At 53.4% G+C, this 17,534-nt stretch carries 12 protein-coding genes; 3 read left to right on the plus strand and 9 right to left on the minus strand.

Annotated features, from left to right (window positions below; translation table 11 throughout):
- Positions 1 to 4 precede the first annotated feature (4 nt).
- The 6 genes from budA to G491_RS0120560 form a co-directional block, all read right to left on the minus strand.
- On the minus strand, positions 5 to 790 hold the full coding sequence (gene budA, locus G491_RS0120535) for an acetolactate decarboxylase (RefSeq protein WP_028315902.1): 786 nt from the start codon (positions 788 to 790) through the stop codon (positions 5 to 7).
- Entirely contained in the window at positions 790 to 1,155 is a 366-nt protein-coding gene (locus tag G491_RS0120540; protein ID WP_028315903.1) for an STAS domain-containing protein, read from the minus strand. Before G491_RS0120540 ends, budA begins: the two co-directional genes overlap by 1 nt.
- 13 nt (positions 1,156 to 1,168) lie before the next feature.
- Positions 1,169 to 3,706, minus strand: coding sequence for a glycogen/starch/alpha-glucan phosphorylase (locus G491_RS0120545; RefSeq protein WP_028315904.1), 2,538 nt, complete (start codon positions 3,704 to 3,706; stop codon positions 1,169 to 1,171).
- Positions 3,707 to 4,467: 761 nt separating this feature from the next.
- On the minus strand, positions 4,468 to 5,019 hold the full coding sequence (locus G491_RS31760; protein WP_051327415.1) for a DUF4240 domain-containing protein: 552 nt from the start codon (positions 5,017 to 5,019) through the stop codon (positions 4,468 to 4,470).
- Between the two features lie 223 nt (positions 5,020 to 5,242).
- Complete coding sequence (locus G491_RS0120555) at positions 5,243 to 5,659, minus strand: GFA family protein (RefSeq protein ID WP_035219654.1); 417 nt, start codon at positions 5,657 to 5,659, stop codon at positions 5,243 to 5,245.
- Between the two features lie 169 nt (positions 5,660 to 5,828).
- The gene (locus G491_RS0120560; RefSeq protein WP_028315906.1) at positions 5,829 to 7,547 is read right to left on the minus strand and encodes a class I adenylate-forming enzyme family protein; all 1,719 of its coding nucleotides are present in this window, start codon (positions 7,545 to 7,547) and stop codon (positions 5,829 to 5,831) included.
- Positions 7,548 to 8,010: 463 nt separating this feature from the next.
- Here G491_RS0120560 and G491_RS0120570 point away from each other — a divergent pair, with 463 nt between their 5' ends.
- Positions 8,011 to 8,883 carry an AraC family transcriptional regulator gene (locus G491_RS0120570; protein ID WP_028315907.1) on the plus strand — a complete coding sequence of 291 codons (873 nt, stop codon included), beginning with the start codon at positions 8,011 to 8,013 and terminating at the stop codon, positions 8,881 to 8,883.
- 341 nt (positions 8,884 to 9,224) lie between these two features.
- Here the strand turns inward: G491_RS0120570 and G491_RS0120575 are convergent, their stop codons facing one another.
- On the minus strand, positions 9,225 to 9,674 hold the full coding sequence (locus G491_RS0120575; protein ID WP_248635464.1) for a GNAT family N-acetyltransferase: 450 nt from the start codon (positions 9,672 to 9,674) through the stop codon (positions 9,225 to 9,227).
- A gap of 241 nt (positions 9,675 to 9,915) precedes the next feature.
- Here G491_RS0120575 and G491_RS0120580 point away from each other — a divergent pair, with 241 nt between their 5' ends.
- Together G491_RS0120580 and G491_RS0120585 are read left to right on the plus strand one after the other, a co-directional pair.
- Positions 9,916 to 12,132: a molybdopterin-dependent oxidoreductase gene (locus G491_RS0120580; RefSeq protein ID WP_028315909.1), complete on the plus strand. Its 2,217-nt coding sequence runs from the start codon at positions 9,916 to 9,918 to the stop codon at positions 12,130 to 12,132.
- 13 nt (positions 12,133 to 12,145) lie between these two features.
- Positions 12,146 to 12,706, plus strand: a complete 561-nt coding sequence (locus G491_RS0120585) for a 4Fe-4S dicluster domain-containing protein (RefSeq protein ID WP_028315910.1) — start codon at positions 12,146 to 12,148, stop codon at positions 12,704 to 12,706.
- Positions 12,707 to 12,784: 78 nt separating this feature from the next.
- On the opposite strand, the gene G491_RS34320 is transcribed toward G491_RS0120585, so the two are convergent.
- Together G491_RS34320 and G491_RS0120595 are read right to left on the minus strand one after the other, a co-directional pair.
- Positions 12,785 to 16,117: a PAS domain S-box protein gene (locus G491_RS34320; RefSeq protein WP_051327416.1), complete on the minus strand. Its 3,333-nt coding sequence runs from the start codon at positions 16,115 to 16,117 to the stop codon at positions 12,785 to 12,787.
- A gap of 162 nt (positions 16,118 to 16,279) precedes the next feature.
- Positions 16,280 to 17,470 (minus strand): hypothetical protein, encoded by a 1,191-nt coding sequence (locus G491_RS0120595; RefSeq protein ID WP_028315912.1) that lies wholly within the window; start codon positions 17,468 to 17,470, stop codon positions 16,280 to 16,282.
- Between the last annotated feature and the right edge of the window lie 64 nt (positions 17,471 to 17,534).

Below are 17,534 nucleotides of genomic sequence, written 5' to 3' on the forward strand. Positions count from 1 at the left end.
CCATCTATTCGTGTTTTTTCTCGGCCTGCTCCAACTCGTGGGTGCGGTCCTTGGAAAAATCCATGTCTTTCAGCCCGGATTCATCCTTGGGGTTGATCAGCACGAACCGGTTGCACAAGTCGATTTCCACGGCGCCTTGTTCAAAGGTCAGGGCCAGGATGTGGCCGCCTTGTGTTTTATCGTCAGACAAAAAGTGCAGGTGATATCCGGGCACGCCGATGCCCTTGGCGTAAGGGGGCGTGCGGAAACCCACCACCGTGCCCTTGACGTTTTTCATATGAAATTGGGACTGGTTTTTGGTGACCTCCACCAAAGGCGGATAGGGCTTGGTCTGCTCGGGCACGCTCCGGGTGAGCATCGTGGAAAAGGTTCCGGTGGCTTTGACGGCCAAAAAGATGTTCTGGTTGGGCACGGCCAGGTCCGTGACGTGCATGAGGCCTTTCAGGTCGGTTCCGGGGATGATGTTTACAGCCTTGTCTGGCAGAAATTCCGCAACGCAGGCGAACGGCGTGGTTTCCTCAGGACCGGGCGTCACAACGCTGCCGTCGTACTTCACCTGGTAGATTTGCCGGTCCAGGACAACCATTTCTCCGTCCAGGCCGTCAAAGGTGCCAATGCCCATGTCGCCGTGTTCAAGGATTTTGCTGCATTTCTCCTGGCCGTCGTAGGCGCCCGCCAATATTGCGTCGATAAACGAATATTGGGTGATCGTATCCTGCTGGGTTGTCGCGCACCCCGCAAGAAGAATGAAGATGCAAAAAATCGCGGGAACCCGGAAAACCTGCTTCATTACACTGCTCCTTCCGTCGCGGGCCCTTTGGAAACCAACGCATCAAGGGCCACGTTTTTGTTGGGATAAATATTAAAGACCCTGTCCAGCCGCGTAAGGCTGAAAACCTGGCCCACCTGCTCCTGAATCCCGCAAAAGGCCAGGGCGCCGGAGCCGGAGAGCTTTTTCACCATGGCCACCATGACTCCCAGGCCGCTGGAATCCAGAAACTTGACGTGCGAAAGATCCAGGACGATCTTTTTATGCCCCTCGTCAATGGCTTCCACCAAGGCGGCTTTAAACTCATCCTGAATGGAAGCGTCGATGTTCTTCTCCATGGGGGTCAGAATCATGACGTCTTGTTCTTGCTTGGAATGTATTCTCATATCCGCTCCTCTTTCACCAAGCCCTTGCCGTGGCGATGGATGAAGGATCGCTGGGAGTGTATTTTAACTTGCCGGATTTCTCCGCCTCGGTTGGGGGAATGGCAACCAGATCCCAGATTTCTTCAGCGTATTGCCGGATGGTCCTGTCCGAGGAAAAATGGCCTACGCGAGCCACGTTCAGGATCGCTTTTTTCGCCCAGAGGGTTTTGTCCACATATTCCTGGGTGGACAGTTCCCTGGTTTTCACATAGGATTCCAGGTCCGCCAGGTGGAAAAACATTTCATTATCCGCCAGCAGATAATCCTTCAGCCAGGCAAACAGCCCGGACTCCCGGGGGCAGAAACGGTCGCTGGCCAAGGAGTCCACCACCCGCTTGATCATAGGATGCTTGTCGTACATGGCCTTGGGTTTGTAGCTGCCCGCGCGCTTCATTTTCTCGATTTCATACGCTGTCAGCCCACAAATGTAAATGTTTTCCCGGCCGACTTTTTGGGAGATTTCGATATTGGCGCCGTCCATGGTGCCGATGGTCAAGGCGCCGTTCAGGGCGAACTTCATGTTACCCGTGCCCGAGGCTTCGAACCCCGCCGTGGAAATCTGCTGGCTGATGTCCGCCGCCGGGATGATTTGCTCCGCAAGAGTCACCCGAAAATTGGGCGCAAAGGCCACTTTTAAAAAGTCCCGGGCCTTGGGATCGTCCTCTATGGTGTTGCCCACGTTGTGGATCAGCTTGATCAATTGCTTGGCGGCCCAGTATCCGGGGGCGGCCTTGCCTGCGAAGATGAATGTCTTGGGGCTGACCGGCTCCACGCCGTCCTCAGTCAGGGCCAGGTACTCCCAGATAATCCCCAGCACGTTCATAAGTTGCCGTTTATATTCGTGAATGCGCTTGACCTGAACGTCGAACAAAGAGGCGGGATCCACCTCCACCACCGTGGTGTTGAAGATGACGTCCTTCAGGCGCTCCTTGTTGCCGTGCTTGACTTGCATAAACTTCTCGCAAAAGGCCGGATCCTCGGCGAACGGCTCCAGTTCCCGGAGCCTTTCCAGGTCCGTGACAAAGCCCGGGCCGATGGCGTCCTCAATCAAGTCATGCAGATTGGGGTTGGCCACGCACAGCCAGCGGCGAGGCGTAATCCCGTTGGTTTTGTTGTTAAAGCGTTCAGGCCACATTTCAAAGAAATTGGGCGCCAGGGATTTTTTAATCAGATCCGTGTGCAGCGCGGAAACCCCGTTGACGGAATGAGCGCCGACAATAGCCAGGTTAGCCATGCGCACCTGCCTGGGAGGGCCTTCCTCCATAATGGACATGTTACGCATGCGGTCCACGTCGCCGGGCCACAGGGTGACCACCCTGTCCAGGAACTGCTGATTGATGTCGTATATGAACTGGAGATGGCGCGGCAACAGCCTGGCCAGGAGCGATTCCGGCCATTTTTCCAGGGCTTCGGGCAGAAGCGTGTGGTTGGTGTAGGCGATGGTCCGGTTGGTGATGTCCCAGGCGCGCTCCCAGGGGACCCATTTTTGGTCCACCAGAATCCGCATTAACTCGGCCACGGCCAGGGCGGGGTGGGTGTCGTTCAATTGGATCGCCACTTTTTCCGGGAACTTGTTAAAATCGCTGTAATCCTTTTCGTAGGTGCGGACGATGTCGTTCAAGGAGCAGGCCACCAGAAAGTATTCCTGGATCAGCCGCAATTCACGCCCCGCCTCGTAGGAATCCTTGGGATAGAGAATCTTGGAGATTTTTTCCGACTCGATTTTCTGCTCCACGGCCCGCAAGTAGTCGCCTTCGTTAAAGATCTTGATATCGAACTCCGTGGAAGGCCGGGCCGCAAACAACCTAAGGCGGTTCACCGTCAACCCGCCGTATCCGGCGATGGGGATGTCGTAGGGCACGCCCGTAACCAGGTTCCAGCCCAGCCAAAGGGGATTGTGGCGGCCCCATTTGTCCTTGGTCTCCTCGATCCTGCCGTACATGGGCACGATGCACGCGGCGTCCGCACGCTCCACCTGCAAGGCCGGCGCTTCCGAAATCCAGGAGTCGGGCTTTTCCCGCTGATATCCGTTGCTGATATCCTGTTCGAACAGGCCGTAGTCGTAATGGAGCCCATACCCGAATCCCGGCATGTCCAGGCTGGCCATGGAATCCAGAAAGCAGGCGGCCAGACGGCCCAAGCCGCCGTTGCCCAGGGCCGCGTCCCGCTCCTGGTCGCAGATGGTTTCCACGTCCGTGCCCAAAAGTTGCAAGGCCTCGGCCACCTGATCGTAAATCTTCATGGCCCGCAGGTTGTTGGCCAGGGATCTTCCTATGAGAAACTCCATGGAAAGATAATACAGCCGTTTCGCGCCGGAGTCTTCGTACCTTTGGTTTGTCTTGAGCATTTTTTCAAGCAGGCGGTCCCTGACCGAATAGGATAGGGCCAAATAGATGTCCCGCTTTGAGGCCTGGGTCGGCACAACCCCCAGGGAGTAAGCCAAATGCCTTGTGATGCTCCGGTATAGAGCATCCATGGTATATCCAAGCCTGACGTACAGTTCGCCTTCCATAATTCACCTCATCGGCCGCAGCCGGCCTAATGGAACAGGTTAAGCAAAAACAGTTCCAACATATTATATTATAATAGATGGCAGGCTCATTGTAAGCATTATATTTTGGTTAGGCTTTGAAGAGGAGAGATATTTTTTCGAAAAGGAGGGCTGCCGGCGAATCCTCCGGCCTTAGTTGCGAGGTTTCCTTAGTATATATAGCTATTGGTTTATTCAGAATGCCCCCCAATATTTTTGGATGAAAACACCAAATACGGGAGCACTATCTTCCCCACTCCACAGTAACCTGGGCTTTTCCGGATTGGGGTGGCCCAGGAAACTCGTTTTCCTGGGCGCGTAAGCGCAAAAGGCGCGACCCGTAAGGATAATCAAGGTTTGGCCCGGTCGGCGGGCGGATGGATTTCTAGGAAGCCTGCATTTTTCGGCGACACAGGTTCAGGAAGAACATTGGTCTCCACAAACGCTTCCTCAAGCCTTCTGTGCTATGGAAGCCCCAATCCGACGACATAGAGGATGTTTGGGAGGCCTTTTTTTCCAGTGCATTTGAGCAACCCCGGCAAGCAATCTGTGCTGCCGCTCGTGGCATTTTGACTTAATATCGCCCTTGTTTGATCTGAAATTCTGCTAAAATAATACATAATTTCAAAGGGTTGTTAAGTTATTGAGTTTTTGAGAGACGTCCCCTGAAGTTGAGACGTCCCCTGAAGTTCTTTGGCGCGAATCCTCTGTAGCCGCGTGTTATCGTCCTTGGTTGATATGTGTTACCAAAATTTCCACCATGGTTTTTTACTTGCCGTTGCGCTGTTTTCAGAATCAATGACGGAATATTTTGCCGCAAGGAGGGGATAGAGATTATCCACATTTTCCTCGTCCCACTCCTCTCCGGAAGGTTCATCTGGAAAAGGTATGTCCCTGTCTGGAATATCTCCCAGTTTTTCCTCCGCAACATCGTATTTCACATATTGAAAGCCCTCATAACAAAGGTCCTCATCGTATTCAAAATCGAGATTGGCAAGAGATTCCGGATCAGCCAATGCTGCTTCATAAATTTTCCGACCCAGAGAGATCAATGTTGCACGGAAGTCGGAGAAAGAGTCATCTGAGCATCCACCGTGCATGACATAGGCGGCGCCCCATAATGGCCAAGTATAAGCAAAAGCGTCCGCTGAATCAAAATGCCTGATGAAGTCACGCAAATCCTGGTCTTTTAACTTTAATAGCCTATTTTTAAGTAACTCGCATTTCCGATCCATATTGCCGTCTGATTCATCATGAACCGCTTCAATTATTTGCCAAAATTCGTCTTTATTCATTATTTCGATCTCCATCACAGAGAATTCTTGGGAATGTCCCTTACTAAGCGACTGACTTTATATAATCCTGAAATCATGTATGAATGTTGAGTCATAATTTTAGATTAACTTGGTTTAATTTTGCTTGAGAACCTTGAAGAGCATGCTGGATGAACGACAAAACCAGTTCTGCCGGGGCAAAGCGCCAAACCCCAGCCGCATTTATCCTTGAAGGCTTCGCCCCCTAAAATCCTTTATATTTTTCCGGGAGTTCGTCAAACCTGGGAATTTCAGATAACGCATTGTCCCAGTTCGCTTTATTTCTGCAATAGATATGCCCTTGCGGTTTGATGTCCACGTCACTGTCGAGGCTCCCCGCCGGAACGACCAGCAATGCTCCGTTCATCTGGATGTTTGGAAGAGCCGACCCGCACATTGGACAGAAACTTTTTATGTGGCCTTCTGATTTGAAGTCAAAGGTTTGCACATCATCCTTCCCTGACAACCAGGTCAGCCTGGCTGTGGAGGAAAAAAGGTTTGCCGCATGAGCGGAACCGGTGTCTTTGCGGCAACGTTCGCAATGGCAAAGAAAAAAGTTTTCAAACTCTCCGTCCACTTCAAACCGTATTTTCCCGCAAAGGCAAGATCCCTTGTATATCATAATATTTCCTTAGCTTTTTTTGGGTTTCCATGGCGGCGCACCGCCGCGCCAGGCCCTCCGTTAAAAAATACCCTGCGCCGCTCCGCAGCCCGGAACGGCGCAGGGTCATAATGTTCTCTTGATCAAACCGGAAATGGGCGATTAAACCGATTCCGGCGCCTATAAGGCCTTAATCCCACTTGTCTTCCTTTTTCAACACCTCAACCACCTTCACCGCTTCTTCGGTCATGGCCATGACGTCAACCTTTCCAACCCGGTTGACATGAAAGGGCTGGTCATTGGGCCAGAATTCCACATGAAGAGGCCTTTTGTATCCTGCCATATCCTTGCAAAATCCCTTTATGGCGTCGGAGGCCAGGTCTTTACCCGCTTTCGGCTTCACCCAGGCAAAGACGCCGTCCACATGCGTCTTATGCGGAACCCCCACAACAAGGGCCTGGTCCACATCCGGGTGCTGATTGATGAAGTCGCTGACTTCATCCGGGAAAACCAGGTAGCCCTTGGGCTTGATGACGAACTTTCTTCTTCCGGCGAATTTCAGGCCCCGGTATACGCCGAAGTCGTGAAAATACCCCATATCTCCGGTATACAGGACTCCGTCCCTGGTAATGGCCTTGGATGTGGCTTCTTCGTCATTATAATACCCCAGGAAGACGATCGGGCCGTGGACGCAGATTTCTCCGACTTCTCCCAAAGGCACTTCCTCTCCGGCCGTCCCGTCTTCTTTCATGGGCTCCCTGATCGTCACCGGCGCCAACTCCGGGTAGACTTGCCCCACCTGTCCGGCCATTTCTTGAATGGGAATGGCCTTGGGCGTTGCGGTGAAATATCCGGCGCATTCCGTCATGCCAAGAGCGGTCCCGAACGAGGGCGCCATTTTTTGCATTTGCTCCAGAAAGGTGATGTCCACCGCGCTGCCGCCGTAAAGCACGTACAGCAAGGAGGACAGGTCGGCGTCCTGATAGTTGGGCATTTGCCAGATCATGTGGAACATGGTCGGCACTCCGCCCCACCACGTGGCCTTGTATTTTTCAATGAATTGCAAAACAAGGTCCGGCTGGAAGATATTCACCGTTACGACGGTTCCCCCGACAAACCAGGCGGTCATGGGTCCCTGGCAGGTTCCGGCCACATGGCTGGTGGGCATGGAGTTCAAAAAGCGGCTTGCGCTGCCCCATAGGCCGACTTCTCTGGAAAAAATGGCGTTATTGACAAGGGTGTTTTCGTTGCAGATCAGGGCAGCCTTGGGAAACCCGGTCGTCCCGGTGGTGAAAATAATGATGTGGGGATCGCGCTTGTCCAGGCTTGCATACGTTTCTTTCAACTCATTGACAAGGGCGCCGTCTTCCGCCAGCGGCGTTAACGCATCCATGGAAAATAGAGCGCTAAAATCCTTGATATACTCGGCGTCATTGTCAAAGGCGCCGCCCAGGGGGTACTCGACAATGTGTTTCAGCGACTTCACGTTTTCAAAAACGGCTTGGGAAATTTGCGTAAAATCCCTCAAGGGGGTGTTCCCCAGGCAGAAAAAAGCGACAGGCTCAATTTTGTTCATGTTCCTGATGATTTCATGATCCTGCAGCCGAACGTCCAAAGGCGATATGACGGCGCCTACGGTTGCGCACCCGTAGGTGAGAAAAAAGAATTCCGGCGTCGAAAGCCATTGAACGGCGACGATATCCCCTTTTTTAACGCCCATTTCCTTCAATCTCAATGCATAGAGCGTTATAATCTCGTCAAATTCCTTGTACGTGTATACTTCTTCCTTGTTGGCGCCGACCAACGCAATATTATCCGGCGTCTTTTCCGCCCAACGTTTGATGTAATCCGTAATGAGGGGCAACTGCCAACTGTCTTGTAAGGACTCGTCCAATTTAATTGTAACCATTGATCCTCCTGCAAATGAATCGCACTTCATACAGAGGCCCTTTTTAATAGGGTTTCTGCACACTTGGTTCCTTCATTTGTCCAGACCGGGAGTCAAACCGTAACCACCAAATAATATATATCGTCTCCCCAGCCTTCAAACCCGCCTGAACGCCAAACTATACAGCATCTATCCTTCTCCCTTTTACAAACCTTGTCAATAGGGTCAGCCGGGCGAAATTCATCAAGGCGAAATATGATAAGGAAACCACGTTTCCAGAAAATTTCAATTCGGAAGGACGCAGTATGATATTGGTTGAAGAAGGCCGAGATCGACATCAATCCTCTGGTCACGGAAGGGACGAACCTGTTCGCCCTAGTGGTCCTGAAGGGCGAGGATTGATCCGCATAAATTAAAACTCCGCAAAAACGGTCAAGAAAGCTCCCGTGCCGGGTGCTAAGCATTGAGGCCATGGAGGTTGGCTATGTCCGACGCACGAGCATATTACGAAGAGCGCATAATCCGGGTGCAGATGTTCATCCAGGATCATCTGGACGATCCGATGACGCTGGAAGAACTGGCCAAGGTTGCCTGCTTCTCCCCGTTCCATTTTCACCGGATTTTTACGGCCATGACGGGGGAGCCGCTTAAGGAGTACATCCGCCGCCTGCTTCTGGAGCGGGCCGCCCATGAACTGCGGTACTCCTCTCAGCCGGTTGTGCAGGTCGCCCTGAACGCGGGATACCAGACCCACGAAGCCTTTACGCGCGCTTTCAGAAACATGTTCGGCGTTCCCCCCAGGCAATACAGGACGGAGCTTCCCTCCAGGGCTCGCAATAGGGCGGGCTCTCCCCAGGTTTTTAACCTGAGAATCCTCAAACCTAAAGGAGACGCCATGGACATCCGAATCGAAGAATTTCCACCCCTTGACGTTGTTTTCATCCGCCACACCGGCCCGTACGAAGAGTGCGGTATCGCCTGGGAAAAGCTGTGCTCCCACCCGGACGTCGCCAAAGAACTGGGGCCCGAAACCCAGGCCATAGGCATTTGTTACGACGACCCGGACATCACCGAAGCCGATAAAATCCGCATGGATGTTTGCGTTACCGCGCCGCCCTCTCTTTCTCCGCCGGAAGGCATGGAAAAGCAGACCATCAAGGGGGGAGAGTACGCCGTCCTGACCCATCATGGCCCTTATGAGGGATTGCACGACTGCTACCGCTGGCTGTTCGGAGAGTGGCTGCCTTCCAGCGGTAGAGAGGCTAACTACGCCCCCTCCCTGGAAGTGTATGTCAACAGCCCGGAGGAGGTCGCGCCCCAGGACCTCATCACGGAAATTCGGGTTCCGCTTAAATAGACATCCGGTTTTACAAGCCCGATTGCTGAACCATTCCACGTCATCCCCGCAAGGGTGATCCGATTCTTTCAGAATCGTCCGCAAGCGGGGACCCAGCATCGTGTCGGTGTGTTGACAACTATTTGATTATACTACTTTTTTGAACTCGTTCCCATGCTGTCAGCCCGTATCGCGGTAGTTTGCGACATGGGCTGCCGCGTGGGAATGCAAACGGGAGTCGCCAATTTCCTCAAACGTTGACCCCATGCCCTCATGGATTGATACCGACTCCTGCCCATGGAATGCTCCAGTATGCATTACTACGGCGGGCCGCGGGAACGACCTCACCGCGAATTGGACGGTTATTCCGTAAAACCCTTCTTAGCCATGGCCTCGGCGTTTAAGAACCTGGCCATGCCGGTTTTCATTTTCCGGAACCCCTGAGTTTCGTAATAACCCTCCTTCCCGACCGCAGCATACAAGATCACATGGCAATTGGGGACGTCAGCCAGAATCGTGGACAGGATGATCCTTCCGAGCCCCTTGCCCTGGTAATCCGGGGACACCGCAAAATCATACAACGCCGCCTGATACGCCCCGTCGGATATGGCCCGGCCCATGCCGATCAGCTTGCCGGAGTCCAAAATAAACACCACGGAGTAGCTGGCCTCAAAAGCCTTTTGATGAATATCAGGCGGGTAGTGGGCCATGCCCACGGTTTTCAGCAGGTCCGAAACAGCCTGCCAGTCCACGTTATCGCAGTTTCTTTTGATTTCATAATCCATGGGGGCGCCTTTCCACTTGTTTTTCACAACCGTGCTAGCCTGCTTGACAGAACGGAAAATCCTTTTCAAATATACTAATTATACCATTTTAGAACAGATCAAAACAGAAATTCTAATGGTTTTTTACGGCGATATTTCGCCTTTCCCGGAAAATCCAAGGGCCAAAATTGCTTGTTCGCCGCCCTGTATGGTTAAATTTTATTTGCGAGATCAACCATGAACCACCCCGAGGGAAAGCAACCATGCACCTTTTGTAAGGAGGCCTGCTTTGGAAAACCCGCAACAATCCCAAGACGTCCGCATTGTCCGGGCCACGTCCGCCTTTGACTGCGGCGGGCGCTGCCCTTTGCTGCTTCATGTGAAGGATAACAAGATCATTCGCATCGAAGGAGACGATCACCCGGACTCCGACCGGCAATTGCGCACCTGCCTCAGGTGCCGTGCATACCGAAAATACGTGCACCACCCGGAACGCCTTATGCATCCCCAAAAACGCGTGGGCGCCAAAGGGGAGGGCAGGTTCGAACGCATCTCCTGGGACGAGGCTTTGTCTATCCTATCGGGCAAGCTCAAGGAGACCAAGGATAAATTCGGCCCGGAATCCATTTTGCTCATGACCGGCGGAGGCTATCTGGCCAGCCTGCACAGCGGGTCCATGGCTGCGCCCAGGCTGTTGAACCAGTTCGGCGGATACACCACCCATTACGGCAACATCTCCTCCGAAGGCGCGGTTTGGGCCTCTTTGGTTCAATACGGAAGCGTGATGGTGGGCCACAGCCGGGAGGACATGCTGAATTCCAAGCTCATTATTCTTTGGGGCTGGGATCCGGCGCGCATGATTTCCGGCTCAAACACCATGCATCATCTGCTTAAGGCCAAAGAGAACGGCGCCAAGGTGATCTCCGTGGAGCCCCGGTATACGGACACCGCCGCCGCCGTGGCGGACAAGTGGATTCCCATTTATCCGGGTACGGATACGGCCATGATGGCGGCCATGGCATACGTGATGATCACGGAAAATCTGCAAGATCAGGCTTTTCTGAACAAGTACACCATAGGCTTCGACAAGTTCAAGGAATACATCCTGGGCGACGAGGACGGCCAGGCCAAGACCCCGCAGTGGGCCGAGGCTGTTTGCGGCGTTCCCGCCGAAACCATCGCGGATCTGGCGCGGGAGTACGCCGCAGCCAAGCCGGCCGCGCTCATGGATTGCCAGGGGCCGGCCCGCAGCGCCATGGGCGAGCAATACTGCCGGTTCGCAGCCACTCTGTCCGCCATGACCGGCAATGTGGGCAAGCCCGGCGGTTCGGCCTGCGGCGGACTTATGGGCATCCCCATCGGCCACATGTTCCGCATGTCGGCCATTCCCCCGGGCAAAAACCCCGTAGAAATGACCGGCCCAAAAATCAAAGGCACCCTGGACATCCGGGACCGGGTGATCAAGCGCATCCACATCAACAAGCTGTGGGAGGCCATCCTGGAAGGCAAGGCCGGGGGATTTCCGGCGGATGTCAAAATGGCCTGGTCCATGTGCAACAACTACCTGAACCAGATCGGCAACGCCAACAAGGGGGACAAGGCGCTCAAAAAGCTGCCCTTCTTTGCGGTAAACGAAATATTCATGACCGCCCAGGCGCGTTACGCCGACCTGCTTCTACCCGTCACCACGGCGGCGGAGCGGAGCGACCTCACCTACGCCTGGCCTTCAGGCCCCTATTACACCTTTGTGAACCGGGCCATCGAGCCTTTGGGCGAGTGCAAGTCCGATCTGGAAATTTGCGAAATGCTGTCCGATTATCTGGGCGTGAAAGACTATCGCCTGGGCGCCAAGGAAGAGGACATCCTCAAGCACATGGTGGACCAAAATCCCGTGACCAGCAAATACGTCACGGACTTTGACAAGTTTAAGAACGACGGCATCCACCGTATCGAGTTGAAAGAGCCGTACATCGCCTTTCGCAAGCAGATTGAAGACCCGGAGAACAATCCCTTTGACACGCCTTCGGGTAAAATCGAAATTTATTCCCAGCGTGTGGCTGATATAAACAGTCCCAAATGCCCGCCTGTGCCTAAATACATTCCCACCTTCGAGGACCGGAACGATCCCTTGTTTGAGAAATACCCTCTTCAGCTTCTCACCCCTCATCCGCGAAACCGGGTGCACTCCGAAATGTACAAGGTGGAATGGCTGCGGGAGGCCGAGCCCCACGTGCTTTGGATTCATCCCTCGGACGCGGAGGCTCGGGGCGTTTCAAACGGGGATGACATCCAGGCTTTTAACGATCGGGGCCGGGTGGCTGTCCAGGCGTTCGTCACCCAGCGCATTAAGCCGGGCGTGGTCTGCATGTTTGAAGGGGCCTGGTATCAGCCTGACGAAAACGGAGTCGACCGGGGCGCCTGCGCCAACACCCTGACCAAGGACGACTATTCCGGCGGCGGGGCTGCTGTCATGAACACTTCACTGGTCCAGGTTGCCAAGGCCTAAAGGAGGGGATGCTATGCAAATGGGATTTTATTTCGACCAAACCCGCTGCACAGGCTGCAACGCCTGCCGCGTGGCCTGCAAAGACTGGAACGACGTGCCTGAAGGCCCGGAAGCCTGGATGCAGGTGAAATACTTGGAGCAGGGCGAAACGCCGGACGTGTTTGTGGCCTATATGCTTCAAACCTGCTTCCATTGCGAGTCGCCCATATGCGCCGAGGCCTGCCCGGCGGACGCCATCACCAAGAGGCCGGAGGACGGGATCGTCCTGGTGGACCGCAACGCCTGTTTGGGCAAGGAGGAATGCGGCGCCAAGTGCCTGAAGGCCTGCCCGTACCAAGCCCCCCAGTTCGGACCCGAGCCCGGCGCAAAAATGGGCAAGTGCGTTTTTTGCACGGATCGCCTGGCCCAGGGCAAAATGCCTTCCTGCGTGGAGGCCTGTTACACCAGGGCGCTCGACTTTGGGCCTTTGGATGAATTGCAAAAAAAATACGGCCAGGCTGTGGAAGCGCCAAGTTTCAAGTATTCGAAGCGCACAAAACCCTCCGTGGTTATGAATCCGAAAAATCCGAAATAAACAGCTTATTCTGCAAATAGCCGGGTTCTTGTTCGTCTTTGAATAAGAGCCCGGTTTTTTCCTTGTTCGAGGATGTTTTCAAACACTGCCGTCCAGGGCTTCCCGAACCCTTGTCGCCAGGAGCTTTTTTGTAAAAGGCTTTTGGAGAAACCTGATTTCTTTGTCCAAAACGCCGTGCTGGGCTATCACATTGGCAGTGTATCCGGACATGAACAGGGTTTTGATATTTGGATGCATCATCCGCAACCGCTCTTCCAACTCTCTTCCGTTCATGTTTGGCATGATCACATCGGTTATTACCAGATGAATCTCTCCAGGCGGGTCCTTGGAAAGTTGGATGGCCTGACTGGGGGAGCTGGCCGCTAAAATCTTGTATCCCAATTGTTCCAGCATGAGCCTTGCCATATTCAGGATGGCCGGCTCGTCCTCAACCACCAGGATCATTTCGTGTCCCTTGGCGGCCGGAGATTCCGCGGATTTTTTCGGCGCAAGCGCTGCAGGCGCCGTATGCTTCGGCAAATGAATTTTAAAGGTGGCGCCCTGGCCCACTTCGCTTTGAACCGTAATAAACCCTTTGTTTTGCTTTACAATCCCGTAAACCATGGCCAATCCCAGCCCGGTTCCCTTATCCACATCTTTTGTTGAAAAAAAAGGCTCGAACAGGTTTTCCTGGGTTTGAAAATCCATGCCTTTGCCGTCGTCGCTGACGGCCAGGACCACATAGTCCCCAGGGCGGGCTTCCGAGTTTTGGTCCGGAGAGTCCGTGATGGAGATTTTACGGGTTTCAATGACAATTTTTCCAACGCCGTCGATGGCGTCACGGGCGTTGACGCATAAGTTGGCGAGGATCTGATCGATCTGGGTGGGGTCCATATTAACGGCCCACAAATTATCGTGCGGCGCCCATACAAGGTCAATATCTTCGCCGATCAGCCGGCGCAGCATTTTCAACATGCCTTCCACGGTGTGGTTCAGGTCCAGAACTTTGGGGGCGATGGTCTGCTTGCGGGCGAAAGCCAGCAATTGCCTGGTAATGTCGGCCGAGCGCTGAGCGGCGCTGAATATCTCGCTCAAGTCGGCGAAAATAGGGTTATTGGGGTTCATTCCGTCCATGGCCATTTCCGTGTGCCCGATAATAACGCTCAACATATTGTTGAAATCATGGGCCACCCCGCCGGCAAGGCGGCCTACTGACTCCATTTTTTGCGCTTGCAGTAGCTGGGATTGCAGCTTTTCCCGCTCCGCCTCCGCCTGTTTGGATTCCGTGATGTCCCTGAACTCCACCACCCTGACCTGCTTGCCCTTGTAGGGAATGTTTCGCGCCTCCAGGCGAAGGGGAAACTCCTCGCCGTTTTTCCGGACCCCCATGGCTTCGTAGGGCTTTTCATAGCCCGCCAATATATTTCCCATCACCATGTCCCGGCTTTGCTCGGCAATCAGCAGCAGCCCATCCATGCCGATCAACTCTTCAACCGTATGCCCGGAGATCTGGGACAGCCCGTGATTGCAGTCCAGAATCACTCCTTTATCGTGGATGGCGATTCCGCCGAAGGAGGCGTTGTGCAGGGCCTTAAAGCGGGCTTCGCTCTCCCGCAGCGATTTTTCAGCCTCCTTTCTTTCGGTTATGTCGTGGTAATTTCCTAAGATTCCATTGATATCAGGGTCATGAAAAAGGCTCACGCCCGTAAACTCTATCCATCGGAAAGCGCCGTCCTTGCGGCGATACCGGCATTCAAGAACGCCGGTTTTGCCCGGCTCCCTGGCCAGGTCCAGGAAAAACATTTTGGACCTCTCTATATCTTCCGGATGAACATTGTCCCAGGTGCTTTTCCCCAGCACGTCTTCCGGCTTCCAGCCGAAATGTTTTTCTATGTTGGCGCTTTTGTATCGGTTTACGCCTTCCTGATCGATGATGACAATGACGTCCCCGATGTTGGCCACCAGCTTGCTGTGGAGGCTCTGGTGCCGCTTGATGGCTTCCTCGGCTTGCTTGCGTTCCGCAATAAAACGGGCTTGCTGCAGGTTTTGGAAGGCCATATCCGAGAGGGTGTTTGCAAAAGTATACAGCAAGTCGGCAATCCGTTGGAATTCCTCGACGTTCATGGAGGGCGTTTCCCAAAACGCTTTGGCGCATTCCTCTTCATCCGCGCCGATGGTTCGGGCGTAGGCTCGGATGCTTTCTTCCGTTTGCGTTTTATCGCGCACCTGGCCTATGAGCCAATTGGCCAGATGCTTCCCTCCAACGGTGATGCTTGCCCCCGCGTCCCATAATCCGCCGCTCAGGCAAGGCCTGACGACCGGCCCGTTTTGATGATGCGCTCCCAGGATGGAATCCGACTTGTGGCAGTTGGCGCGACCGATTTCCGTAGACCGGATTAGTTCCGAACACAGCCTTGTGAAGTTGCTGGGGGTGGTGATAGGCTCTCCGGCGGGGGTGGTTATGAGCGAGGCCACTTGCATGGCCGCTGAAAACTGGTCCTGAAAGGTTTGCAGGTCTTTGATACTAAAGAGGTCTTGGAGGTGAACATCCTCCGGATCCTCCATGGGCCTAGTCAAGGCCAAAAGGCGTTTTTCAAGCGCATCCTGGGTGCGTTTTTGTTCGGTTATGTCTTGTAGAATGCAATGGGTCTGTTTAAAATCCCCCTTGGCGTCCTTTCCGATTTTGCCGTTAAAGGAAACCAGGATAAACGCCCCGTCCTTTTTCCGCATATAAAATTCCACGCCCAGGATTTCGCCAATGGCCTTGAAGCGGGGAAAGTTTTCCTTGAAATGCTCCTTCCAGTCCGGATGCAAAAAGTCGCTGAAAGGTCTGCCTATAACCTCTTCCCTGGCGTAACCCAGGATTTGCAGCCAAGTTTGGTTGACTTGAATAAAGCAGCCGTTTTCATCCAAAGACTGATACCCTAACGGCGCGTTTTCAAAAAGCATTTGAAAGCGCGTTTCGCTGTCCGTCAGGGCCTTTTCCGTTTGTATCTTGTCCGAAATATTGTGGTAGGTTATTACAACCCCGTAACCCTTTAAATGAAGCGGGGCTGCCGCCACGTTAAACCAGGCGACGGCGCCGTCCTTCCCGACAACCCCCATCACCTTGGAGACCACGCGGTTTTCCCTAAGCGCGACCATGGCGGCCCATTCCTCCAACGGCATGGGCGATCCGTCAGGGCGAATTATGTTCCAGTCTTCGGGGTTTATGGACTTGCTTTCATGCTCCTCCTTTAAGATCCCCAAAAGCTCCTCTGCGACGACGTTGGTTTCCAAAATTCGGCCGTTTTCGTCGGTAATTGTAATGCCGTAGGGAAATTGATGGAACAGGGCCTTATACTTTTGGGCGTCGGCTTTGTACTCTTGCAGTTTTTTTTCTAACTCGGAGCCTCTGCAAACAAAATTTTCATTCAATTGTCCTTGGGGCAAAATGCAACCTCCGAAGCCCTGCGGCGTCTGTCAAGTCTCTATGCACTAGATAGCTATTGATTATTGGGATCCATTTGTACTTTCAAATTGTAGCGGCTTATCCTGATATACCTATTTTCGATGCAACAGGTCAAAATATTTGCCTCTTTCAATAGTATCGTTTTAGGAAGCGGCGCCCTTTAGCGATAAAATGCTTGCATAGGCCAGGGGTAGTGCGGGCAGAAGGTATTTTTCCCACGCCAGGTAGGAAAAGGGCATGGTCGCATAGAACAAAACCAAAGATAGGTTTATTAGAAAAATGACGTCAAATTTTCTTTCCAGGATGCCGCGGCCCGCCTCCCTGAAAAAGCCGAGCGCAAGCGGGGCGCCAACCAGAAAGAACAGGAACATCACCGCGTGATAAAACCAACCCGCCGAAGAAACCAGGCAGATCAGGCGATGAAAAAAGCCCGTGAAAACAAGGCCGAACTGCAAGCCGGAAGGAGACGCTCCGGGTGGGAAAATCCAATACAACACCGACGCCGCCAGGGAAAAGCCCACAATCCAGGGCTGGTAAATTTCCCTTGCCCGTACAACCAGGAGCGGCAAGACATATACAGCGGTCAGCGATGTGTAGAGGATTGCGAATCTCGGATGAAACCCGGTCATGCCGTCAACCCAAGCTGCTTTGGCGGCGTTTTCAGGACACAAACCGCCCCAGACCACGATCATAAGCAGCAGCAGCGGAAAGGTGGAGATTATGGAAGCCAGGGCCATTTTATAGGCCGCCCATTGGCGGTTGACGACAAGGCGCAGCAGGGCGGCGACCCCCACAGCCAATGGAAAGAAAATAAAAAACTGTCTGCTGATTAACGCCAGCGCCATGCAGAAGCCGTAAAGCCATGGCTTTTCCTCCTTGGCTGCAATCATGGCGGCGAATAAAAAGGCCAGGGCGGCCATGTCCGTGTATATCAGAACGGTTAAGGCCATGGTGTAAGGGTTGGCTGCAAACAAAAAAGCCGCCGCCAGGGCCTGCTTTTTGTTTTCAATGACGTTGTACAAAAAATAATGAACCAGGCCTAAGGCCGTAAAGCCCAGAAGGAGCGATAAAAAGCGCAGGGCAGGCGCCCCAAAGCCGAACAGCCGCCCCCAAAGGCCGTAAAGAACAAAGGGCAGGGGGCCGGAAGTTTCATTATAAGAGGCCAGGCTGTGCAGGGAGATTTCAGCTCCAAACAGCTTAATGGCCTCCAAAAAATGCACTTCGTCATGAACCGGTATATGGTAGAAACCGGTCAGTTGCTGCATCAGGGCTATGCCGGACCCGTACGCCAAGGTGGTGATCAGCAAGAATATGGATAATGATCTTAAATACATACAAGGCCTCATGGCGGCCGGTTTTCAACCCCTGTTTAAACTTTTAGATGGTTTGACTTGCGGT

Origin of the sequence: Desulfatibacillum aliphaticivorans DSM 15576 (genome assembly GCF_000429905.1) — a bacterium.
In the GTDB taxonomy this organism is placed as follows: domain Bacteria; phylum Desulfobacterota; class Desulfobacteria; order Desulfobacterales; family Desulfatibacillaceae; genus Desulfatibacillum; species Desulfatibacillum aliphaticivorans.